We start from the raw sequence: 22006 nt of genomic DNA, 5'->3' as shown, positions 1-22006 counted from the left end.
ATGGACTTAAAGCTTGCCGCTTCTTTGTGGCAGCAGATGCAGCAGGGATTGCGGGGCGACGCCGACGCCTTGCCTCTTCCCGCTTTCGTTGATCGCGCCACCTTCTCTTCTGCTTTTGCCGTCAGTGAACTGGCGGCCACCAGCATTGGTCTGGCAACTCAGGCCACCGCCGCGCTCATCGCCGCCTCCCGCCCTGACTATTGCTCTCCGCCCGTCGCCGTTAATGTGCGCCTGGCATCGCGCTGGTTTCAGCAGAGTTTTTATCCGCTGAACCGTGCTGCACCCGCGATGTGGGATGCGTTTGCCGGTGACTATCGCAGCCGCGATGGCTGGATCCGCCTGCATACCAATGCCGCACATCACCGGCTGGCGATGGAGCAGGTGCTGGGCGCGCACGCCGATCGCGCGGCGCTGGCGATGCAGGTCCAGCAGTGGCAGGCCAGCGAACTGGAGCAGGCGATTATTGATGCCGGTGGCTGTGCCGCAGAGATGCGCAGCGCCGCTGCCTGGCAGCAGCACCCGCAGGGTCAGGCAGTGCAGCGCGAGCCGCTGTTTAGCTGGCAGACCACCCAGCCGGCTCCTCTGCCCGACTGGCCGATGGCCGAGGCGCGTCCGTTAATGGGTATAAAAGTTCTGGATCTGACGCGGATTATTGCCGGGCCGGTCGCTACCCGGATTCTTGCCAGCCTGGGGGCCCGCGTGCTGCGCATCGATCCGCCGGGCTGGCAGGAGCCGACACTGGATGAGGAGCTGAGCTGCGGCAAGCGCCGTGCGGTGCTCGACCTGACTCAGACTGCCGATCGCGAGCAGTTTATCCGCCTGCTGCGCGAGGCAGACGTGCTGGTGCATGGCTATCGGGCGGATGCGCTGGACCGGCTTGGGTTTGACGCAGAGACCCTTCAGGCGCTCTCACCTGGCCTTGTCCTTGCCGGGCTTAATGCGTGGGGCTGGCAGGGACCGTGGCGCAACCGCCGGGGGTTTGACAGTCTGGTGCAGATGGGATGTGGCATTGCTGAACGGGGTATGCAGTGGCAGCAGAGCGACAAACCGGTTCCGCTGCCAGTTCAGGCACTGGATCATGCCACTGGCTATCTGCTGGCGGCGGCGGTGCTGGAGGGATTGAGGCGACGCGTTACAGATGGTCACGGCAGCCAGGTTCGGCTGTCACTGGCGCGCACCGCATGGCTATTGCAGCAGCACCCACTCGGGCAGTGCGCAGGCGCTGGCATTGAGCCACAGGTTAAAGATAACCTGCCCTGTTACGAATTAACGCCGTGGGGATTGGGGGTAAGGCTGCGGGCAGCAGCCTGGCTCCCCGGCACCCCGCAGATGTTCGCGACATCTGGCTCCGCGCCGGGTACGCACCCGGCGACCTGGTGAATCAGGCGTCGGGCGTCTCTTCGCTGCTATCCAGCAATTCGTTGTACATCGCCTGAATCGCTTCGCGGCTCAGCATCGCGAGGGTGCGGTAGAACGCAGTGGTCGCGTGCGCTTCCACTTTACCCAGGAACGTACCGCACCACGGCAGCAGATACTCTTCAAACAGCGCCAGTTGCGCTGCGCTCTCATCTTCCGCGGACTGATCTTCCAGCCATGACGCGGCCAGCAGCAGTACACCAAAATGGTCAGCAGGCGCATCGCTCAGCGGCATTCCGCGTGAGGTCAGAAATGCACGCACGTCCGCTTCAGCTTTGCCTTCCGGCCACTGTGACGCGTAAGGCGGGACATTACATTCGCTGCCAACGAACAGCGCATTGTAGTCAGCGGCCAGCGCCTGCGGATCACTGTTCTGTTGCAGACGGGTCAGCAGCTCATCCTGCTCCAGCGGCCACTGCGACTGCAGTTTGCCTTCACGCAGCAGTGTGAACAGCGGCACAAGCAGTGGGTCCTGCGGCTGACGATTAAACAGTGAGCCAATCACACGGCACAGAATGGAAAACTCATTCATGAGTCAGATTTCCTTGAGGCAAAATAAATTAAAAGTCAGCCAGTTCAGCAATAGATTTGCCGCTACGCATTTCCAGAAAGTCGGGCAGGCGACGCGGCGTGACATTTAACACCCGATCCTCAGGAAAATCCACCTCGCGGGCAATGCGCAGGTGCTTGTAGAGAGGACCGAGCCCTGGAAACAGTAGGGAAACCAGAGCCAAATGCCAGCCGTCCATCGACTTCAATGGTCTTAACAACGTCGCTGGTCTATTGTTTCAGAAACCCAATCTTAAACTCAACAATCTCAGCCAGGCAAAAAGTCAAAATGTCTAAAATATCTTAAAAAACGGCCAGTTCAGCAGAGAAAATTTCTTACTAATAAAAACGAAAATATTTTACGCTAATATAGATGATTAAGACAAACCACAGTAAAGCGAACAGCAAACCATAGTCAGGAAAAACGTTTATAAATAAAATAGCGCCAACCACACCCACAACTGGTGGTATCAGCCCAAAGAAAGATTGACTCACCTAGGCGTAAAACCAGCGAATAATTTTTTTCATTTTATCAAAATATCTTCCATTAAATTTTAAAACCTGATCTTCATGAACAGGCATACCCCTCAATTTCAATAATGATATTCCTGCATAAATTCAGAAACTTCATCATGTTCAGCGTATCGATTACATGTTCCTGCCGCGTTGGTAAAGCACATAGTCTCAATCTTTGCTGTCCGTAATATAAAAGAGTCGATGAGAGAATTTACTGTAACTTTCATACCTTATGCTCACCTCTGACTTTACCCAGAAAGTAAGCGGCCCCATATCCCAGTAATACAGCCCCGAAGAAACAGCATAGTTTCAACGCCAGGCTATCGAACACAAAGAGTGAAGCGAGAGCAACGAAGCTCATCACGACTGTAATCGTCCCTTCAATTACATGTGCCGAAAGTTTACCCAGCCTTTTTACAAATTTCATTACTGATCCTTTGAAAGGTCTGAGGGTGGCTACTGATATAATCCAGATCCTGATCGCCTCCTATCTTTCCGGCTCCATAGGCCAATTGATTGCGAACAGCCTCCTTACCTTGAGCATCAAGTTTCCAGTAAAACTCGGTAATTACGGTAGTGACTAATCTGCGTAATGGTTATGCATTGCTGATTAATGATTTGACTACCTGATAAAACCATTCGTTTTCACGTTCGTTTCGCAACTTAAGGTCATCCCCGACTGTACCATTAGCTATATATGTACCTTTTACAGTCGGTTCAACTCGGGAACTCAACCGCAAATATGATATTTCAGACCCACAGCTTACACCTGGCGCTGGAAGTCTGGCGGCACTGGAGTCCCCAGGTAATAAATTAAAAGTCAGCCAGTTCAGCAATAGATTTGCCGCTACGCATTTCCAGAAAGTCGAGCAGGCGACGCGGCGTGACATTTAACACCCGATCCTCGGGAAAATCCACCTCGCGGGCAATGCGCAGGCAGTGCTCGAAATGGCCGAGCGTGAAAGCCGTATGGGAGTCGGAGCCAAATGCCAGTCGTCCACCTGCATCGCGCACGGCGGCGGCGATAGCCCGGCAGTTGGGTTCACTGCCCGGACGCGAGTGGGTAAAGGAGGAGTTATTCAGCTCCAGCGCCACATTGTAATGCGCTGCGGCCTCGGCAATCGCCGGGATATCGACAGGGAATTTCGGGTTGCCCGGATGGCTGATGATATGGACCAGACCACCTGCCATGGCGGCAATCATCGCGTCAGTGTGATGCTTTCTGTCCCGCGGCGCATAAACCGGCTCGTGAAAACCGGCGACGATTAAATCCAGCGCATCAAGCATCGGGCCAGAACAGTCGATCTCGCCCTGCTGATTTTTAATATTGGCTTCGATACCGCGAAGAATCCCTACGCCATCGATCACGCGCGGCCAGACGCGCATATTAATAAAGTGCCAGTAGTGCGGCGCGTCGGCCATGTCAGGGCCGTGATCGGTGATGGCAAACAGTTTCAGGCCGGTTTGCTTCGCCTGAGTCACGTAGTCATGCAGCGTGCTGTAAGCATGCGTGCTGGCGATGGTGTGCATATGCAGATCTACCGGATACATCCTCTTCTCCTGCTGAATGCCCCTGACGGGGCCGTTTCATTAATAGCCGCGCTGACGATCCACCCTGCCCTGCGGCGGCTCGCCTGCCTGATCCTGATTGATGGCACGGGCGATGTAGTCGATAGCTTCGTCGATTAAGGTTACCGCCGCATTATGGGGTGTGATCGTGACACGCGGATGGGACCATAGCGGATGTGCTTCGGGCAGCGGTTCCACCTGAAAGACATCCAGTGCTGCCGCTTTCAGCTGACCGCTGTTGAGCGCAGCCAGCAGATCCTCTTCCACCACCTGCGCGCCGCGTGCGATGTTAAGGAAGAACGCGCCGTGCGGCAGCTGCTGTAAAAAGTGCTGATCGATGAGATTGATTGTCTCGTGTGTGCTCGGCAGCAGGTTGATGATCACCCGCGTCTCCTGCAGAAACCCAGGCAACGCATCGCGACCGGCAAAGCTGGTTACGCCATCAATTTTTTTCGGTGAGCGGCTCCAGACACGCAGCGGAAATCCCCAGGGTTTCAGGCTCTCCGCCACGCTTTGTCCCAGTACGCCGGCGCCCAGGATGCCGATGGTAAACGCTTCACGCGTGTAAGCGGGCAGCGGCTGCCAGCACTGTTGCTGCTGCTGAAGACGGTAGTCGTCAAAACGACGGAACCAGCTCAGCACGCTATGCACCGCGTACTCCTGCATCTGACGCGCCATCCCGGTATCTTCCAGCCGGTACAGCGGCACGCTGTCGGGCAGCATCTCAGGATGCTGCTGCAGCTGCTTAAGAATTTCGTCAACACCTGCGCCCAGTGCAAAAACGCCGCGCAGTGTGGCGCGTCCCTGCAGCATCTCTGCGGGCGGGGAGCGGACCAGCGCATAATCAGCCGGACCGTTGTCGCCTGGCTGCCAGGCGCGAACCCGCGCCTGAGGCAGGCGTTGTTGTAAACCGTTAATCCAGGCCGCTGCAGACTGCGACGGGTGATACCAGATGATCTCCATCCTGCTCTCCTTTTTTCTTTCAGCGTCGGGGAAAAGTGGGGTGAGAGCAAGAAAAAACCGGCGTGAAAAAGCGGTTTTTTCCATAAAAATAATTCCCGTGGCTTCACATTTCCGGCTCGCGTCAGGGTTAAATAGACAGATAAGGTCTAAAGTTGGTCCTGTGGTCAATGCGTTACGCGCGGCCGCATTTCGGACAAGGAGAAAAACCGATGACAAAAATTGAGGTAAACGCCAACCCACGGCGTCAGCGTTATGCGCCCTTTCTGCTCACGTTGCTGCTGAGCGTTCCCGCTTTCACCACCCATGCCGACGATAACAGCCGCATGCTGAACAATCAGCCGCAGCCGCCGGACGTTCGTTTAGGGCCGCTGTTTAACGCCGTGCAACAGGCGAAGTTCTATCCCGATCAAAAGACCTTTGCTGATGCCGTACCGAAATTCGATCCCGCCTCGATTCTTGCCGACTGGCAGATGCAGAAGAAACAGCGCAATTTCGACCTGAAACGTTTTGTGGATACCAACTTTACGTTGCCCGCTGCGGGCGACAAATATGTCCCGCCCGCGGGACAAAACCTGCGTGAGCACATTGATGGCCTGTGGCCAGTACTGACCCGCACCACCAGCAGCGTGGGTCAGTACGACTCGCTGCTGCCATTGCCAAAACCCTACGTGGTGCCTGGCGGGCGTTTCCGCGAAGTTTATTACTGGGACAGCTACTTCACCATGCTGGGGCTGGCCGAGAGCGGACACTGGGATAAAGTCCAGGATATGACGGATAACTTCGCCTCGCTGCTTGACCGCTATGGCCACATTCCCAACGGCAACCGCAGCTACTACCTGAGCCGTTCACAGCCACCGTTCTTCAGCATGATGGTCGAGTTGCTGGCCACGCATGATGACGGCAAAGCCTATACCCGCTACCTGCCGCAATTGCAGAAAGAGTATGACTACTGGATGGCCGACAGCGATAAAGTCGCGGCCGGTGCCGCCAGCAAGCGGGTGATTAAACTGGCGGATGGTACGTTGCTCAATCGCTACTGGGATGCGCGCGACGTGCCACGAACTGAATCCTGGATGGATGATATTGCCACCGCGCAGAAAGCGCCGCAGCGCAATAAAGCCGAGCTCTACCGCGAGCTGCGTTCCGGTGCCGCGTCGGGCTGGGATTTCAGTTCCCGCTGGTTCACCGATGCGCATAATCTGTCGACAATCCGCACCACACAGCTGGCGCCCGTTGACCTTAACAGCCTGATGTTCCACCTGGAGCAGACGCTGTCAAAAGGCTACCAGATGAATAAGCAGAGCGATCTGGCAAAGCAGTTTGCCGATCGCGCAGAGAAGCGTCAGGCGGCAATCAACCGCTATCTGTGGGACAGCAAACAGAACTGGTACGCCGACTATGACTGGCAGAAAAAACAGGTCCATCCGCAGTTAACGGCTGCTGCCCTGTTCCCGCTCTATCTTCAGGTAGCCAGTGACAGGCAGGCTGAAAGCACCGCCAGCGCGGTAGAAAAACAGCTGCTGAAGCCGGGTGGTCTGGTAACAACCACCGTAAACAACGGTCAGCAGTGGGACGCACCGAATGGCTGGGCTCCGCTGCAGTGGGTTGCCGTGGAAGGTCTTGAGCACTATAACCAGCCGAAACTCGCAAAAGAGGTCGGCTTACGCTTCCTGCAAAACGTCCAGAACACCTATGACCGTGAGCATAAACTGGTAGAGAAATATGTCGTTGACGGCAAAAATCTTGGCGGCGGCGGTGGCGGTGAATATCCGCTGCAGGATGGTTTCGGCTGGACAAACGGCGTTACGCTGAAACTGCTCGATAAGTATTGCCCGAAAGATAAAACCTGTAACAGCGCCCACGATATTCCTCAGGCGTCTGCCTCACAACACTAAGTCACTCTGGATACCTCTGGCCCCGCCGGAGGTATCCGCACTCCCTTTCAGCGAATTTTACTTGACCTTCTTTCATCTACAGGCAAAATTGCAGCAAATTTACAAAAGGTAATAGTTCTCATTATGATAATGAGATTGCCTATCAATAATTTTATTCACCCGCCTGACCCTTTGCCAAGAAAGGAATTTTGATGAAACTGTCATTGTCGCTGAAAGGTTATGTTCACCTCTGCACCCTGGCGCTGACTGCGCCTGCTCTGAGTTTTGCTGCTGATATGGTTGTGACTGCCCAACCGCTGGAGGATTCGACCACGCCCACCCAGGGCTATCTGGCGACCACCAGCCAGGGCGCAACCAAGAGCGATCGTCCATTGATCACCACGCCGCAATCAATATCCGTAGTCACCCGCCAGCAGATGCAGGATCAGGGCGCACTGACCCTGAATCAGGCGCTGGGCTACAGCTCCGGTGTCTTCACCAACTTCGGCGGTGCGGCGACCCGTTATGACACCATTGCCCTGCGTGGCTTCCACGGCGGCGATGTCGATAACACCTTCCTCGACGGTATGCGGGTGATGAGCGACGGTGGCAGTTTCAACATATTGCAGGTGGATAATGCTTTCCTGGAACGCATCGACGTGATCAAAGGCCCCTCTTCCGCGCTCTATGGCCAGACAGTGCCGGGCGGACTGGTGAACATGGTGACTAAACGTCCTCAGTTCGCGGAAGAGGGTCACATTCAAGTGCAGGCGGGCAGCAACGCGACCACCGGCACGATGTTTGACTACACCAATGCGATCAACGATCAATGGGCGTTTCGCCTGACCGGCGTAACCCGCAATAGCGATACCCAGTACGATCATACCCGTGAAGAGAAATATGCGCTGATGCCGCAGCTGATGTGGCAACCTGATGAAGATACCCATCTGATTCTGAAAGCCTACCTGCAAAAAGATCCGTCAGGCGGTTATCACGGTTCCGTGCCGGGTGACGGCAGCCTTACCGAACACAACGGCTATAAGTTGAGCAACGGCTTCTATGAGGGCAACAGCGATCTTGATCAGTTCAAACGCCACGAGCAGATCTACAGCTTCGATTTCGCCCATCGCTTTAACGACGTCTGGTCGTTCTCATCAACCGGCAGTTACAGCCACTCGAATGTCGATCTCGATCAGGTTTATCAGATTGGCTGGGATGAAAATAATCCCGATCTGCTGAATCGCTACTACTCTGGCGAGCGCTCGTCACTCTCCGCCTGGTCCACGGATAACCGCTTACAGGCGGAGTTCAACACCGGCGAACTGGAGCACCGCGTCACGCTGGGTGCCGAGTATCATCGTTACAAAAATGAGATTAGTGAGGCTGGCGGTCCGGCTAACCAGCTGAATGCCGTGACCGGCGATCAGGTGGGCGATATGCCTGAGCAGACCTGGGCAGATAGCACCCGCCGTTACTACCAGACCGGCCTCTATCTGCAGGATGAGATGAAGCTGGATCGCTGGCATCTCGATCTCTCCGGCCGTTACGATCGCATCGTCGCACAAAACAGCGGCAGCGATCGTCGTCAGGATGATCACATTAGCGGACGCGCCGCGCTGCTCTATGCCTTCGACAACGGCATTTCGCCTTATGTAAGCTGGAGCCAGGCGATTACCCCGACTGCGCTTACCGATCCCAACAATAACCTGCTGAAGCCGACCACCTCAGAGCAGTATGAAGCCGGGGTGAAATATCAGCCGGTGGGCACCCGCGATCTTTACAGCATGGCGGTTTATGACCTGACGCAGAAGGATGTGGCAAACCGTAATGTTAAAGACGGCACCTTTACGCCATCGGGCAAAGTCCATTCACAGGGTATTGAGCTGGAAGCACGTAATCAGTTAACCCCGCGTCTGAGCACCGTGGCGAGCTATACGCTGAACCATCTGCGCTTCAAAGATTCGGTGGATGGCAACAGCGGCCATACGCCGTATGTCACCCCTAACAGCATGGCTGCACTCTGGGGTCACTATCAGTTTGATTACGGTCTGAGTGCGGGCGCGGGCGTGCGTTACATCGGCAAACAGTGGGCGGACAATGAAAATACCACGCGCGTGCCGTCGGTGACGCTGTTTGATGCATCAGTGCGGGCCGATCTGGGTGTCTGGAACAGCAGCCTGAAAGGCGCATGGGTTCAGGTCAATGCCAATAACCTGACCGACCGCACCTATGTAGCGGGCTGTTACGGCACAGGCTATTGCTACTGGGGCGCGGAGCGCAGCGTGATGGCGACTGTCGGTTACGACTTCTGATTGCAGAGTAAAAGATAAAAAAAGGGGACGAATCGCTTCGTCCCCTTTTCTGTTAAAACTGTTACGGTTAACTGCGTACTTTGCGGTACACGAACAGCACCACGATGGCACCGATCACTGCGACCACAAAACTGCCGAAGTTAAACCCATCGACGCGGCCGAAGCCAAACAGCGTACTGATCCAGCCACCCACTACTGCACCGATAATCCCCAGCACGATAGTCAGAATGAAACCGCCACCGTCTTTACCTGGCATAATCCACTTCGCCAGAATACCCGCGATCAAGCCAAAGACGATCCAGGAAATAATACCCATCTGTTGCTCCTTCCTTTTTATGATTAAATCGTGAACGCCTGATTTATCAAGCGGTTTACCGCGATAAGTATAGCCAGCATTTCGAAAATTGCTCGTCCGCTCACAGTTATTATTGATGACGAGCAAATTAAAGCTTTTTCCAGCCGCGCCGATAACCGTGACGAGGCAAAAAAAGAGTGTAAATACAGTAACCCCTTGTGGAGCAGGACGTGAAAGAAGCCGACCAGGAACAATATTTAAAACGTGGCACGCTGGCGGTTCTGGGCGTTATGAAAGATTTGCTGCGATTGCAGACGCCCTTACTGGTGCGCTTCCCGCGCGGGCAGTTTATCAGCCGGATGCTGACTGCCGATAAAGATCGCGTGGTGTTTGACCTCGGCAGTAATAACCTGGATAACGAGTACGCACTAACCAGCGATGATCTCAGTATCACCGCTGAAACCTTTGGTGCAAAAGTGGAGTTCAGCCTCACCTCACTGGAAAAAATTGAGTTTGAAGGCTTACCCGCTTTCAGCTCACCGCTGCCGGACCTGCTGTGGCAGATTCAGCGACGGGAATTTTTTCGGGTCTGCGCACCGATGGAGCCGCAGTTCTGGTGCCACACCCTGTGGCCGGATGGCAGTAAAACGCGTCTGCGATTACAGGATCTCTCTCTGGGCGGTATCGGTGTGCTGGTGGATGAACCGCTGCCGGAAGGCTTGCAGAATGGCGACAGCTTCAATCAGTTCCGGGTTGAGCTGGGCGAATATGGCATTTTTGAAGTGCCGGTGAAGCTGTTGAGTATTGGCGAACGCTGTGTCGTGAACCGCAAAAATGAAACCCTGATTACACCCCGCCTGAGCTTTCGTTTTGCCACGCTGAATCCGGCACAGGAGCGACAGCTTCAGCAGATTATCTTTGCCCTTGAGCGCCTGGCGCGCGATAAATCGACCCGATTCCAGTAACTGCTTTATGGATGCGCCACGCAGGTGGGCCGCATCCAGGCTATGCTTCTTGCTTGTTTTCTTTTAAACCGGAACCCAGCAAGGAGACCCTCCCCAATGGAAAACTGGCTCTCTTCACGTCGTTTTCACGCCCTCTTTTTTAATCAGGAACTCTGGCTCAACAGCGCTATCGTTATCGTCTCTACCCTGGTGATTTACTGGGTATTACGTACCCTGATTCGCTTTATCTCCAACCGGATTGCCCTCTATAGCGAACATCGTCACGTCCGCGCCACTGCGATTCTGGTGGAGATATTGCGCAGCACCAGCCAGACACTGCTGCTGATCTTTTCGCTGCTGATTGCCCTGAAGTTTGTCGACCTGCCTGCTTCATGGAGCGTGACCATTGCGCACGGCTGGTTCCTGGCGCTGATTGTGCAGCTCGCGCTATGGATAGACTGCGGCATCCGGCTGTGGCTGAAAAGCCTGCTGCGCGATCCGATTCATGTGCGTAATCCGGTGACGACGGTGATCCTGGGCATTCTGCTGCGGGTGGTGGTCTGGATCATGATGTTCCTTGCCATTCTGTCGAACATCGGCATCAACATTACAGCACTGGTTGCCAGCCTTGGCGTTGGCGGTATCGCGATTGCGCTGGCAATTCAGACCGTGCTGAGTGATGTGTTTGCGTCGCTGGCGATAGGCTTTGACAAGCCGTTTGAGCACGGCGACTTTATTGTGTTTGGTGATATTGCGGGCACTATTGAACATATTGGCCTGAAAACCACGCGTCTGCGCAGCCTGAGCGGTGAGCAGATTGTTTGCTCAAACACTATTCTGTTGCAGCAGACCATCCATAACTACAAACGCATGCAGCAGCGCCGCATCGTCTTTAAGTTTGGTATCAGCTATGCCACGCCCTCTGATCAGGTTCGGGCGATCAGCCCGCTGGTTAAAGAGATCATCCAGGACATTGAGACGACCCGTTTTGACCGCGCCCACTTCCTGGCCTTTGAAGACTCAAAGCTGACCTTTGAAGTGGTCTATTTTGTGCTGGATGCGGATTACAACAAATACATGGATATTCAGCAGGAAATTAACCTGCAGCTGATGGCGGCTCTTGAAGCGCGTAACATCCGCTTCGCCTTCCCGATTCGTCAGGTGGAGTTCAGCGGCGGCAATCTGCCTCCGGTGGATCTGGTTGCGGTGGAAAATGAAGATGGCGAGGTGCGCAGGATGGCGCGCTAAACCCAGGCCCGCCCTCCTGTATTGGGATGGCGGGCAGGGATACCGGTGCGGCCAGAACCGTAAGCGCATCGGCTGTCCCACCTTCCCCTATGGCGTTCTGCAATTCAGTCTCACCGTTTACTCATGCCGGTAACAACTTACACCGAGATACTCACTAAACGCTTCCTGCAGCACATCTGCCGTCGCTGAGTGATTCATCGCCACGTGATGCTCAAAGCCATTACGGCAGATCCACGCCAGCAATGTTTCCAGCTGCGGCACCTGAATCACCGCACGACAGCCCACCGTGTCCAGCGGATCGGTGACCGACATTCCCTCACCGACATAGGCTTTGATTTCGCCGCTAAAATCGTCGGTTGAAAGACGGAAGTAGGTCAGATCACCCTGCTTCATCCGGCCATGCACTGCACCGCAGGTGTTCTCTTTGCCCACCGTGGTGCCGATGATATCCGCCGTGCCCATCGTCGGTGACTCCAGGCTGGCACTGGCGAAGTTACCACAGTGAAACAGCACGCATTTGTCCCGTTCATCGCCAAAGTTGTTGTTCCAGTCCGCCAGTGAGGCAGGACTCAGCGAACAGCTGGCGAGCGCGTACATCGACAGCGCGCCCATCACATCCACTTCGCAGGCGCTGGGCATCAGCTGGCCCGACATCACGCTCATGATTGAGCAGACGTTAATCCCCAGATTCTCCTGCAGTGAGGTCCAGCACTGAATAGCGGTGGTATCAATATCGTTGTCACTGATCCATTCGCTGATCACCACAAACAGTTTGGCCATGGTCACCAGTTTGTCACCCGGAATGCCGCGCGCATCAGCGTTAGCCTCCAGGATTTCACGCTTCTCTGCTACGCGGATATCATCATCGCGCAGCCGGTTGGTACGCGTAAAAATCTCCGATAAATCCAGGGTTTCCACCGCGATGCCCATCTTCTCCAGCAGCTTTTCGCTATAACGCACGGTGTTAAATCCGGCGGGCCGCGCACCAATCGCCCCGACGCGCACCCGACGCATGGCATTCACGACACGACAGAGCTGGCTAAACCGCTGCAGATCCTGCCTGAAGACCTCACCGCTCAGGGCGCAGACGTGCTGGCGGGTCAGGGTAAACGGAATACCATATTGCCGCAGGTTATTGCAGAGCGAAATTTTGCCGCAGAAGCTGTCGCGACGGGTCGCCAGCCCCATTTTATCGAGATTATCCTCTTCCGCCTGCACCAGCACTGGGACATTCAGGCCGGCCAGACGCAGCGCTTCTGCAATCGCTTTTTCATCACCAAAGTTAGGCAGCAGCACCACAATGCCGTGAATTTTTTCGCGGTGCTCGCGAAACAGTGCAGCGCAGATTTTTGCCTCCTGCCGCGTCTCCACGCCGCCCAGATTGGTCTGGGTTTCGTCCAGCATGACGGTATTGATGTTCATTTTTTCAAACAGCGCGACCGCCTGCTGGCGCGCCTCGCCCACCAGATAGCTGGGAAAAAAACCCCGGTTGCCAATAATGACACCGAAGGTTAACTGCTGAGGAAGTGTTGACATGGCTCTGCTCCGGATAAGGATTAATGTGGCTGATAACGACAGCGTGCAACGGCATCGATCCAGCCTTTATAATTTTCCTGCATACGCTGCGCGTTCTCTTCACGCGGCAGGATGACGCTGCCGCCCTGTAAAGCCTGCATATCACTGCCCTGCTGCCACCACCCCAGAACTTTGCCTGCCAGCAGTGCCGCGCCCAGCGCGGAGACCTCAGCGGTCGGGACCCGCTGCAACGGCCGCTGCAACACATCGGCCTGTAACTGCATCAGCCAGCTATTTTCAGTGGCGCTGCCATCGACACAGAGCGCCGGAAGCTGCTGTCCGCTGGCCTGCTCCATCGCGAAAAAGACATCGGCGATTTGCCAGACGATCGACTCCAGTGCCACCCGCGCCAGCACGTCGGGTGTTGCGGCATCCGTCAGTCCGCACACCATGCCGCGTGCCTGAAGATCCCACCAGGGCGCGCCCAGACCTGAGAGCGCAGGGACAAAATAGATGCCCTGATTGTCGTCGCAGCGTTGCGCCATCGCGGTCAGCTCACGTGGATCCTGTACGCCGAGCAGTTTACCCAGCCAGGCGGCACCGGAACCGGTGTGCGTGATGTTGCCTTCAAACGCATAACGCAGCGTGCCGTCATGCCAGGCCACCGTGGTGCTGAGGCCATTTTCCGTCAGCAGCGGCGTTGCCATGGACATCATCAATGAAGAGCCGGTGCCGTATGTGGCTTTCACCACTTCAGACTCGCCGCGGCGTTGCGCCTGCAGCGCGGCATGGGAATCACCAATACGCGCCAGAATCGGCGTGCCTGCCGCCAGACCGGGAATGTCATTTACCGCCACCACGCCCTGTTCACTGGCTGAAGAGGTGATGCGCGGCAGTGCGGCGCGCGGCAACTGAAACAGCGTCAGCAGCTCGTCGTCCCAGTCGTTGAGGTGCAGACTGTAGAGCTGCGTGCGGGAGGCGTTGGCGTGATCGGTGATAAAGACTTCGCCCGCGCTGAGCTGCCAGGTGAGCCAGCTGTCGACCGTGCCGATGCAAAGCTCGCCGGCAGCCGCCCGCGCCGCGCCCTCGGGAATGGTGGCCAGCATCCCGGTCAGCTTGGCGGCCGGAAACATCGGATCAACAGCCAGCCCGGTCAGGCCGGTGATGCGAGGCGCTTTACCCGCCTGCCGAAGGTCGCGACAGAATGACTCGGAGCGTCGATCCTGCCAGCTCACCAGCGGTGTCAGCGGCTGACCATCACGCCGCTGCCAGATCATCACCGACTCACGCTGATTACTGATCGCCACCGCCGCGACAGGCGCACCTGCACACGACGCCAGACAATGGGCGATGGCCTGTTTTACCGCCTGCCAGATTGCCACAGGATCCTGCTCAGCCAGACCGGGCTGCGGGTGTTGCAGGGTTAAACTCTGGCTACCGCGTGCCACCACACGGCCGTCGCGATCAACCGCAATCGCCTTGGCATTGGTGGTGCCTTCGTCAATCGCCAGAATCAGAGGTCCCACCATGTTTATGCTCCTGCGCAGATGCGCGCTGCACTGTTGACCACGCTGCGGGCATCAATGCCGTGATGGGCGCGGGTGGAGGCGCGATCGCCTGCAATCGCATATTCCCCATCCGCAATGCCAAGCCGCAACAGCGGGATGCCACAACCGCCTTCCGCCAGCACCTCAGCCACAAGGCTGCCGACGCCGCCATTGACGTTGTGCTCTTCCACGGTAATCACCGCTGGATAGTGATTTAGCAGGTTGCGCAGCTGTTGGGTATCACAGGGTCGAATCGATGGAACCGCGATCACACCGGCTGAAATGCCCTGTTCAGTCAGTTGCTCGGCGGCGTGAACCACCTCGTGAACCGTTGAGCCCATCGCCACCAGCGCGATGTCACTGCCTTCCCGCAGCACATCGATCGCGCCTGGTCTGAACTGATAATTTTCATCGTGCAGCTGCGGCAGATCTTTGCCATCCAGACGGATATAGACCGGCCCGACATGCTCAAGGGCGTAGTCGATGATCTGGCGGCACTCCAGCGGGCAGGAAGGCGCATAGATCTCAATATTGCCGAATCCGCGCATCACCGCGATGTCATCAATGCTGTGATGGGTGCTGGCTAACGGGCCATAACTGGCCCCGGCATTCAGCCCGAACAGTTTGACGTTGGTGTTGTTGTAGCAGACATCGACTTTCACCTGCTCATTGGCACGTGACACCAGAAACGGCGCGGCGTTACAGGTCACCGCGACTTTGCCGCCCAGCGCCAGACCTGCCGCTGTTCCCACCAGCGTCTGCTCGGCGATACCGACATTAATCAGCCGGTCGGGAAATGCCTTAATAAAGGGGGCAATTTTGGCGGTTGAGGTTGAGTCGGCCACCACAGGAACCAGATCCACGCCACGATTCACCGCGTCGATAAAGGCCGTCACCATGACGCTTGCTAAATGTTGTGCATTACTCATCTTTCAGCTCCTCCAGTGCCAGTGCGATCTCTTCGCCTTTCGGCACCCGGTGATGCCATTCCGCCTTGCTCTGGATAAAGGAGACGCCAAAGCCTTTTTCGGTATGCGCCACAATCACCTGCGGTTTGCCGTTCTTCGGCAGGTTTTCAATGGTGTCGACCACTGATGCCATCGCATTGCCGTTGCACTCGGTGACCTCCAGCCCAAAGGCGCGCCATTTTTCCGGCAGCGGATCGGTGTTCATGATGTCGCGGGTCGCACCTGCCAGTTGCAGCTTGTTCTTGTCATTGATGATGATCAGGTTATCGAGGCCGTAATGCGCCGCCACCAGTGCCGCTTCCCAGTTACTGCCTTCCGCCAGCTCACCATCGCCGGTGACCACAAAGATGCGGCGCGAACTGTTATCTTTTTTCGCCGCGATAGCGATACCGACCGCCACAGGCAGGCCATGGCCCAGCGCGCCGGTATTGAGTTCGACGCCCGGCGTTTTCTGCCGGACCGGATGGCCGGGCAGATGCGAGTCCGCGTGCTGATAGGTCGCCAGCCAGTCGGTCGGGAAGTAGCCCGCTTCCGCCAGCACGCAGTAGTAGCCGCCCACCGCGTGCCCTTTCGACTGGATGTAGATGTCACGCTGATTATCATCCGTGCGATCCGGTGCGCAGTTCAGAATGCGAAAGTAGAGCGCAGTGAGGATCTCCACCTGCGACAGGTCAGCGCCGGTATGACCGCCTGCCGGGCTGCCTGCGTTAAGCTGGATGATGCGCCGACGGATAGCCCGCGCCCGGCGCTCAAGGTCTTCGACCGGAAGATTGAAAGGATTCATACACTACCTCTGAATTTTAAATCGGTTATGAATATATATTCACGCCAGTTAAAAAATTTTGTGCCTAAAAAAGTGTGTGGCTGATAAAGGTCTTGTCCTCTGTTCACCACACTGCCCGTCACTCCGGGCTGACTGCTGCCGCTTATGCAGAATCGCTTAGCGGTGCACCCTGCCCGGACGGCGATAAACCAGTCAGGATTTAGCCGGTGCCCCCTCCTCAATTAATGCTTTCTGCGCCACGACCGCCGCCTTCTGCTGCATCCGGCTCTGAGTCTGGTCGATGATGACCGCGATGATGATGACGATGCCTTTGATCACCATCTGCCAGAATTCGCTGACGCCCATCATGATCAGACCATCCGCCAGAAAGCCGATGACGAACGCACCGATCAGCGTCCCGACAATCGTGCCACGTCCGCCCGCCAGCGAGGTGCCGCCCAGTACCACAGCCGCAATGGCGTTCATCTCAAACGCCGTACCGTTTGCCGGATGGCTGGCGACCAGTTGTGATGAGACCACAATGCCGGCAATCGCTGCGCAGAATCCCGACAGGGTATAAACCAGAATCTTCACCTGACGGGTTTTCACGCCTGAGAGTTCAGCGGCGCGCTCGTTGTCGCCGATGGCATAAACCTGACGGCCAAACGGCAGGCGACGAGCGATATAGGCGATCACCAGCGCCAGCACCACCATCATCCAGATGGCATAAGGCAGCCCGAGAAAAGTGCCGGCCCCGATTCGGTCGAAGCCGGTATTACCCAATAGCGGATTACCCTGCAATCCGGGAAAGGTTTCGCCACCCGAGGTCAGCATCGCCGCACCGCGCAGGATGTACATGGTGCCAAGGGTGCAGATGAAAGGTGCGACGTTGTAGCGGGTAATGATCCAGCCGTTGCCGGCGCCAATAAGCGCACCGATCAACAGCACGACCGGCACGATTACCCAGACGCTGGGGAAGATGGCGATGCCAAACATCGGCAGCACAATCCCTTTGGTGATCAGCCAGCCCGCGATCATGCCGCACAGCCCCAGCGTCGCCCCAATCGACAGGTCAATGCCGGCGGTGATAATGACAAAGGTGATACCCAGCGCCAGAAAGGCGTTGATGGCGATGTGTTTCACCATGATCACCAGACTGCCGGTGGCGAGAAAGTCCGGCACGGTGATGGCGAAGAAGCCGACAATCAGAATCAGCGCAATAAAAGTACGCAGCTTCAGAAGCAGCAGCAGAATGCTTTCGCGTGAACTAAACGCTTTCGCCGGAAGTGTGTTCAGCGCGACACTGTTATTGCTTTTCATGCTCAGAACCCCTGCGCACTTGCTTTCACCAGCGCTGCCTCTTCCGCCTGGTCTCGCGGAAGGTCAGCCGTAAGTTTGCCGCCCGACATCACCAGGATGCGATCGGCTACCGCCATAATCTCTTTCAGGTCTGAGGTGGAGAACAACACCGCAATACCCTGCTGCGACAGCGCCACCATCATGCGAAACACTTCCGCTTTAGCCCCGACGTCAATGCCGCGACTCGGCTCATCCAGCAGCAGCAGACGCGGATTCGTCAGCAGCGCGCGGCCAATCACCACTTTCTGCTGGTTGCCACCACTCAGTGCGCTGATAGCAACGTCCGGCGAGGAGATTTTGATCGCCAGATTACCGACCGTCTGAGTCACTGCCTGCTGCTCCGCCCGGTGCGCAATGGCAAAGCGGTGCGACAATCGCCGCCACAGGCTGGCGATGGTGAGATTACTGGCAACTGACGAGACAGGGAAAATCCCGGCGCGTTTGCGATCTTCCGGCACCAGACTCATCCCCATGCGGATGCGATCGGCAGTGGGCAGGCGCGTAGGCAGCGGTTTACTGTCGAGCCACAGCTTGCCCAGATAGTGACGCTGGCTGCCGAGCAGACACTCAAACAGCTCCGTGCGACCCGCCCCCATCAGGCCGTAGATCCCGACAATCTCCCCGGCCCGCACCTGAAAACTGACGTCATCAACCAGGGTATTGCCGTTGGGGCTGACGCAGGTGATGTGCTGCGCCTCAAGAACCGGCGCGCCAAACTCACGCTCGTCCGGCAGGAAGGTGGTCACCGGCTCACTGCCGAGCATCTCGCGAACGATCCACGGCACATCGATGGTGCTGACCGGCGCTTCTGCCTGAAAGCGTCCGTCGCGCAGAATCGTAATCACGTCGCCAATTGCCATCAGCTCTTCCAGCCGATGAGAAATATAAATGAGGGTAACGCCCTGCTGCGTCAGGTCGCGGATGACCCGGAAGAGGATCTCAACTTCGGTTTTACTCAGCGCCGAGGTGGGCTCGTCAAGAATCAGAATGTCCGCGTCTTCCGCCAGCGCTTTAGCGATCTCCACCAGTTGCTGCTGACCCACTTTGAGATTGCCGACCCGCTCACCGGGCGGGATAGGCTGGTCAAGACGCGCCATCAGTGCGGCGGTGCGTCGTGCCTGCTCCGCCTCATTGATCGGCGCCAGGCCACGCTGGATCTCCCGGCCCAGAAACAGGTTCTCCGCCACGGTAAGGTTTTCAAACAGATTCAGCTCCTGATGCACCATGCCGATGCCGTGCCGGGCGGCATCGCGGGTGCTGCTCAGCGTCAGCGGCTCACCATTCAGAAACAGCGACCCGGCGGTAGGCTGCTGCACGCCCGCCAGAATCTTCATCAGCGTCGATTTGCCCGCGCCGTTTTCACCGATAATCACATTCACTTTGCCGCGCCAGACCCGGTAATCGACGCGATCCAGCGCCAGCGTGCCGGGAAACAGCATGGAGATCTGTTCGGCCCGCAGAATAATTTCATCTTCCATCAGGGCGTCCCCCGCTTCAGCTCAATCGCCACCACCTCTTCAACGCTGTTCTGCCCGATGCTTACGGCCAGCAGCGCCTGCACTGGCTGGTTGACCCAACTGGCATCCAGTGGCGGCAACTGCTTCACTGCATGACGGTTGAGTGCCCGGGTGAGCTGGGCGTACTGCACCTGATTAGTAAATTCTTCGAAACGGAAACCGGCGGCATCGCGGATAGCGTTGCTGCGCAGTACCGGGCCAACGCTGATCGCCACCGGCTTACCATTAATCATCAGCGTCAGCGTGCGTTCACGCGGGTTACTCTCATCAAAAGCGCTGGCCGTCCCGCTGGCCCGCACAAAGACACTTTCGCGGCCGCCAGATTTCACCGTCTGACTTTTCGCTTCCATGTCGGCCCAGCTCAGCGCGTGGCTGTTCGCAGTGGCCATAACACGCGGCTGCCAGGTTTCCTCCGCAATCTGCTGCGGCGTCTGGGTGGTATAGCTGGGCTTCGCGTGCGGATCTTTCGGCATGATCGGGTTACCGTCCGCATCCAGATCCACCACGGTACAGGCGCTGAGCAGCGCCATCCCGATCAATACCGCCAGTATACGTTTCATGGTTATTTCGCCAGGTTGAAGTTTTTCAGCTTCGCGGCGTTGCTTTCGTCAATCAGCACGCAGTCCATCAGCTGCTTCTCCTGCTTCTGTGCTTTGCCGTTCTTCAGGTAGTAATCCGCCTGCGAGACCGCCATCTGCGCCTGATCCCAGCCCGGCTGCAGCACCGTCGCTTTGATATTGCCTTTGTTGAGGATGGAATCGCGGGTGTAGTCACTGCCGTCGAAGCCCACCACGATCACCGATGTTTTTCCCGCGGCTTTCAGCGCCGCTTCTGCGCCCAGTGCCATGGTGTCGTTGCCAGAGATCACACCCACGATGTTGGGGTGTTTTTGCAGCAGGGTTTCCATGCGGCTGAAGGCTTCGGTCTGACTCCAGTTGGCGCTCTGCTGCGCCACCATTTTCATGTCGGTATAATCATCCAGTACATCGTGATAACCCTGCGACCGCACGCCCGCATTGGTATCAGACTCCTTGCCGAGCAGTTCAATGTAGTCCCCTTTGCCGCCCAGCAATTTGGCAAATTTCTCTGCACCCAGCTGCGCGCCCTGATAGTTATTGGAGACGATCTGCGCCACGGCGATGCCGGTTTTATTAATTTCACGGTCAATCAGGAAAACCGGGATGCCGGCATCTTTGGCTTTCTGCACCGGTCCGACGGTGGCGTCCGCACCGGCGTTGTCCAGAATGATCGCTTTGGCTTTTCGTGCAATTGCGGTCTCAATCAGCTGGTTTTGCTTATTAACATCATCGTCATGCGACGCCACCAGCGTGGCGTAACCCAGCTCTTTGGCTTTGGCCAGAGCGCCTTCCGCCTCGGCTTTAAAGAAAGGGTTGTCATGGGATGGGGTGATAATCGCCAGCAGGCCTTGCTCCGCCGCCAGCGCCGTTGCAGAAAAAGCGATCATTGAAGCCAGCAGGGTCAGTTTAATCAGAGGACGAGTCATTATTATTCTCCGCTTGAATATATATTCACATGCGATTTTATATGCATAATGACTATGCGCCTGCGCGGACACGCCGTCCAATGCGCGATCTTTAAAAAGCGAAAACGATCACAAATTAGCCTGCGTTGTGATTTTGATCATCCTGGTTAACAATACCGGGCAGATTCAGAGAGGGAAAACCGATGGCAAAACAGGATGAACAACGACTGATGGTGAAGATTGCCACGCTTTACTATGTCGAAGGGATGAAGCAGTCCGACATTGCGCAGTCACTGACCTTATCGCAGTCGTTTGTCTCACGCATACTTAATCGCAGCGTGAAAGAAGGTGTGGTCAAGATCAGTGTGGTGCCACCGGCCAACGTCTATCCGGAGCTGGAAAAGGCCATTGAACAGACCTATAACCTGCCGCAGGCGATTGTGGTGGATGTGCCCGAGCAGGCGTCGTCGCTACAGATTAAACAGGCGATTGGATCGGCGGCTGCTCACTATCTGGAGACCCGGCTGCGTAATGATGAACTGATTGGCATTTCGTCATGGAGCGGCACTATCCGGGCGATGGTAGATGCGCTGCATCCGCTTAACAGCGCCTGTAAAGGGGTGATTCAGCTGCTGGGCGGCGTTGGGGCTAACGGCAACGTACAGGCCACCATTCTGACGCAGAATCTGGCGGCGCTGCTGAACTGTCCCGCCTGGCTGTTGCCGTCGCAGTCAATTGAGCATTCGGTCACCGATCGTCAGCGACTATCAGCCAACGCAGAGGTCGCCGAAGTCCTGAGTAAATTTGATCAGGTAGACCTGGCGATTGTCGGTATTGGCGACCTGGAGCCGTCAGCACTGCTGCGCAACTCCGGCAACTACTACGATGGCAACATGCTGCAGACGCTGGCAGCGCGCGGCGCAGTAGGCGATATCTGCCTGCACTACTTTGATGCCTGTGGTCAGCCGGTGCTGAAAGCCGAGGAAGATCCGGTGATTGGGATGGAACTGGCGCAGGTTAAACAGTGCCCGCAGGTCGTGGGGCTGGCAGGCGGACGGGAAAAAGCGCAGGCGATTCGGGGCGCGTTGCTGGGAGGTTACATTAAGGTGCTGATTATCGATTATCCCACGGCGCGACTACTGCTCACGCCGCAGGAGTAATCACACGC

At 56.6% G+C, this 22006-nt stretch carries 19 protein-coding genes and 1 pseudogene; 6 read left to right on the top strand and 14 right to left on the bottom strand.

The features are described 5' to 3' along the window. Entirely contained in the window at positions 1-1380 is a 1380-nt protein-coding gene (locus tag AC6I77_RS07340; protein ID WP_497816792.1) for a CoA transferase, read from the top strand. Position 1381: 1 nt separating this feature from the next. Here AC6I77_RS07340 and AC6I77_RS07335 read toward each other — a convergent pair whose 3' ends face one another. From AC6I77_RS07335 to ghrA, 5 genes and pseudogenes are all read right to left on the bottom strand, one after another. Then, a complete protein-coding gene (locus tag AC6I77_RS07335) occupies positions 1382-1948 on the bottom strand; it encodes a TorD/DmsD family molecular chaperone (protein ID WP_286866247.1) in 567 nt (188 codons plus the stop codon). A gap of 28 nt (positions 1949-1976) precedes the next feature. Further along, positions 1977-2163, bottom strand: a pseudogene (locus AC6I77_RS07330) (phosphatase); the annotation flags it as partial. Positions 2164-2704: 541 nt separating this feature from the next. After that, complete coding sequence (locus AC6I77_RS07325; protein WP_153574570.1) at positions 2705-2908, bottom strand: hypothetical protein; 204 nt, start codon at positions 2906-2908, stop codon at positions 2705-2707. Between the two features lie 386 nt (positions 2909-3294). Beyond that, positions 3295-4032 (bottom strand): phosphatase, encoded by a 738-nt coding sequence (locus AC6I77_RS07320; RefSeq protein WP_008925969.1) that lies wholly within the window; start codon positions 4030-4032, stop codon positions 3295-3297. A 39-nt stretch (positions 4033-4071) separates the two neighbouring features. Continuing rightward, positions 4072-5013: a glyoxylate/hydroxypyruvate reductase GhrA gene (ghrA, locus tag AC6I77_RS07315; RefSeq protein ID WP_283543294.1), complete on the bottom strand. Its 942-nt coding sequence runs from the start codon at positions 5011-5013 to the stop codon at positions 4072-4074. A 209-nt stretch (positions 5014-5222) separates the two neighbouring features. On the opposite strand from ghrA, the gene treA reads away from it, so the two are divergent. Beyond that, positions 5223-6908, top strand: coding sequence for an alpha,alpha-trehalase TreA (gene treA / locus AC6I77_RS07310; protein WP_003851379.1), 1686 nt, complete (start codon positions 5223-5225; stop codon positions 6906-6908). 191 nt (positions 6909-7099) lie between these two features. Further along, positions 7100-9199 (top strand): TonB-dependent siderophore receptor, encoded by a 2100-nt coding sequence (locus tag AC6I77_RS07305; protein ID WP_497816791.1) that lies wholly within the window; start codon positions 7100-7102, stop codon positions 9197-9199. 67 nt (positions 9200-9266) lie between these two features. On the opposite strand, the gene AC6I77_RS07300 is transcribed toward AC6I77_RS07305, so the two are convergent. Next, a complete protein-coding gene (locus AC6I77_RS07300) occupies positions 9267-9515 on the bottom strand; it encodes a GlsB/YeaQ/YmgE family stress response membrane protein (protein WP_013357556.1) in 249 nt (82 codons plus the stop codon). Between the two features lie 209 nt (positions 9516-9724). Between AC6I77_RS07300 and AC6I77_RS07295 the strand changes: the two genes are divergently transcribed. Continuing rightward, the gene (locus tag AC6I77_RS07295) at positions 9725-10459 is read left to right on the top strand and encodes a flagellar brake protein (protein WP_008925965.1); all 735 of its coding nucleotides are present in this window, start codon (positions 9725-9727) and stop codon (positions 10457-10459) included. Between the two features lie 96 nt (positions 10460-10555). Further along, positions 10556-11686 carry a mechanosensitive ion channel family protein gene (locus AC6I77_RS07290; RefSeq protein WP_008925964.1) on the top strand — a complete coding sequence of 377 codons (1131 nt, stop codon included), beginning with the start codon at positions 10556-10558 and terminating at the stop codon, positions 11684-11686. Between the two features lie 117 nt (positions 11687-11803). Here the strand turns inward: AC6I77_RS07290 and AC6I77_RS07285 are convergent, their stop codons facing one another. From AC6I77_RS07285 to AC6I77_RS07250, 8 genes are all read right to left on the bottom strand, one after another. Then, positions 11804-13222 carry an L-fucose/L-arabinose isomerase family protein gene (locus tag AC6I77_RS07285; protein WP_003851383.1) on the bottom strand — a complete coding sequence of 473 codons (1419 nt, stop codon included), beginning with the start codon at positions 13220-13222 and terminating at the stop codon, positions 11804-11806. Positions 13223-13242: 20 nt separating this feature from the next. Further along, complete coding sequence (locus AC6I77_RS07280; RefSeq protein ID WP_039661048.1) at positions 13243-14730, bottom strand: FGGY family carbohydrate kinase; 1488 nt, start codon at positions 14728-14730, stop codon at positions 13243-13245. Positions 14731-14732: 2 nt separating this feature from the next. Next, the gene (locus tag AC6I77_RS07275) at positions 14733-15677 is read right to left on the bottom strand and encodes a transketolase family protein (protein WP_033762428.1); all 945 of its coding nucleotides are present in this window, start codon (positions 15675-15677) and stop codon (positions 14733-14735) included. After that, a complete protein-coding gene (locus AC6I77_RS07270; RefSeq protein ID WP_033762432.1) occupies positions 15670-16500 on the bottom strand; it encodes a transketolase in 831 nt (276 codons plus the stop codon). Before AC6I77_RS07270 ends, AC6I77_RS07275 begins: the two co-directional genes overlap by 8 nt. Before the next feature lie 192 nt (positions 16501-16692). Then, on the bottom strand, positions 16693-17799 hold the full coding sequence (locus AC6I77_RS07265) for an ABC transporter permease (protein ID WP_003851388.1): 1107 nt from the start codon (positions 17797-17799) through the stop codon (positions 16693-16695). A 2-nt stretch (positions 17800-17801) separates the two neighbouring features. Further along, entirely contained in the window at positions 17802-19316 is a 1515-nt protein-coding gene (locus tag AC6I77_RS07260) for a sugar ABC transporter ATP-binding protein (RefSeq protein ID WP_039661043.1), read from the bottom strand. Beyond that, complete coding sequence (locus tag AC6I77_RS07255; RefSeq protein ID WP_003851391.1) at positions 19316-19915, bottom strand: DUF2291 family protein; 600 nt, start codon at positions 19913-19915, stop codon at positions 19316-19318. Before AC6I77_RS07255 ends, AC6I77_RS07260 begins: the two co-directional genes overlap by 1 nt. A 2-nt stretch (positions 19916-19917) precedes the next feature. Next, positions 19918-20859: a D-ribose ABC transporter substrate-binding protein gene (locus tag AC6I77_RS07250; protein WP_003851394.1), complete on the bottom strand. Its 942-nt coding sequence runs from the start codon at positions 20857-20859 to the stop codon at positions 19918-19920. A 182-nt stretch (positions 20860-21041) separates the two neighbouring features. Here AC6I77_RS07250 and AC6I77_RS07245 point away from each other — a divergent pair, with 182 nt between their 5' ends. Further along, positions 21042-21998 (top strand): sugar-binding transcriptional regulator, encoded by a 957-nt coding sequence (locus AC6I77_RS07245; protein WP_003851396.1) that lies wholly within the window; start codon positions 21042-21044, stop codon positions 21996-21998. Positions 21999-22006: the final 8 nt, after the last annotated feature.

The organism is Pantoea sp. X-Soil-ISGK-259 (assembly GCF_059730705.1).
Note: the sequence above shows the minus strand (reverse complement) of the source record. Positions and strands in the feature narration are given on the sequence as shown.

Coding starts and splice junctions, on each gene's coding strand:
- treA (WP_003851379.1), top strand. CDS start 5,223: ATGACAAAAATTGAGGTAAACGCCAACCCACGGCGTCAGCGTTATGCG.
- AC6I77_RS07285 (WP_003851383.1), bottom strand. CDS start 13,222: ATGTCAACACTTCCTCAGCAGTTAACCTTCGGTGTCATTATTGGCAAC.
- AC6I77_RS07320 (WP_008925969.1), bottom strand. CDS start 4,032: ATGTATCCGGTAGATCTGCATATGCACACCATCGCCAGCACGCATGCT.
- AC6I77_RS07250 (WP_003851394.1), bottom strand. CDS start 20,859: ATGACTCGTCCTCTGATTAAACTGACCCTGCTGGCTTCAATGATCGCT.
- AC6I77_RS07335 (WP_286866247.1), bottom strand. CDS start 1,948: ATGAATGAGTTTTCCATTCTGTGCCGTGTGATTGGCTCACTGTTTAAT.
- AC6I77_RS07245 (WP_003851396.1), top strand. CDS start 21,042: ATGGCAAAACAGGATGAACAACGACTGATGGTGAAGATTGCCACGCTT.
- AC6I77_RS07265 (WP_003851388.1), bottom strand. CDS start 17,799: ATGAAAAGCAATAACAGTGTCGCGCTGAACACACTTCCGGCGAAAGCG.
- AC6I77_RS07270 (WP_033762432.1), bottom strand. CDS start 16,500: ATGAATCCTTTCAATCTTCCGGTCGAAGACCTTGAGCGCCGGGCGCGG.
- AC6I77_RS07280 (WP_039661048.1), bottom strand. CDS start 14,730: ATGGTGGGACCTCTGATTCTGGCGATTGACGAAGGCACCACCAATGCC.
- AC6I77_RS07290 (WP_008925964.1), top strand. CDS start 10,556: ATGGAAAACTGGCTCTCTTCACGTCGTTTTCACGCCCTCTTTTTTAAT.
- ghrA (WP_283543294.1), bottom strand. CDS start 5,013: ATGGAGATCATCTGGTATCACCCGTCGCAGTCTGCAGCGGCCTGGATT.
- AC6I77_RS07340 (WP_497816792.1), top strand. CDS start 1: ATGGACTTAAAGCTTGCCGCTTCTTTGTGGCAGCAGATGCAGCAGGGA.
- AC6I77_RS07305 (WP_497816791.1), top strand. CDS start 7,100: ATGAAACTGTCATTGTCGCTGAAAGGTTATGTTCACCTCTGCACCCTG.
- AC6I77_RS07325 (WP_153574570.1), bottom strand. CDS start 2,908: ATGAAATTTGTAAAAAGGCTGGGTAAACTTTCGGCACATGTAATTGAA.
- AC6I77_RS07300 (WP_013357556.1), bottom strand. CDS start 9,515: ATGGGTATTATTTCCTGGATCGTCTTTGGCTTGATCGCGGGTATTCTG.
- AC6I77_RS07275 (WP_033762428.1), bottom strand. CDS start 15,677: ATGAGTAATGCACAACATTTAGCAAGCGTCATGGTGACGGCCTTTATC.
- AC6I77_RS07260 (WP_039661043.1), bottom strand. CDS start 19,316: ATGGAAGATGAAATTATTCTGCGGGCCGAACAGATCTCCATGCTGTTT.
- AC6I77_RS07255 (WP_003851391.1), bottom strand. CDS start 19,915: ATGAAACGTATACTGGCGGTATTGATCGGGATGGCGCTGCTCAGCGCC.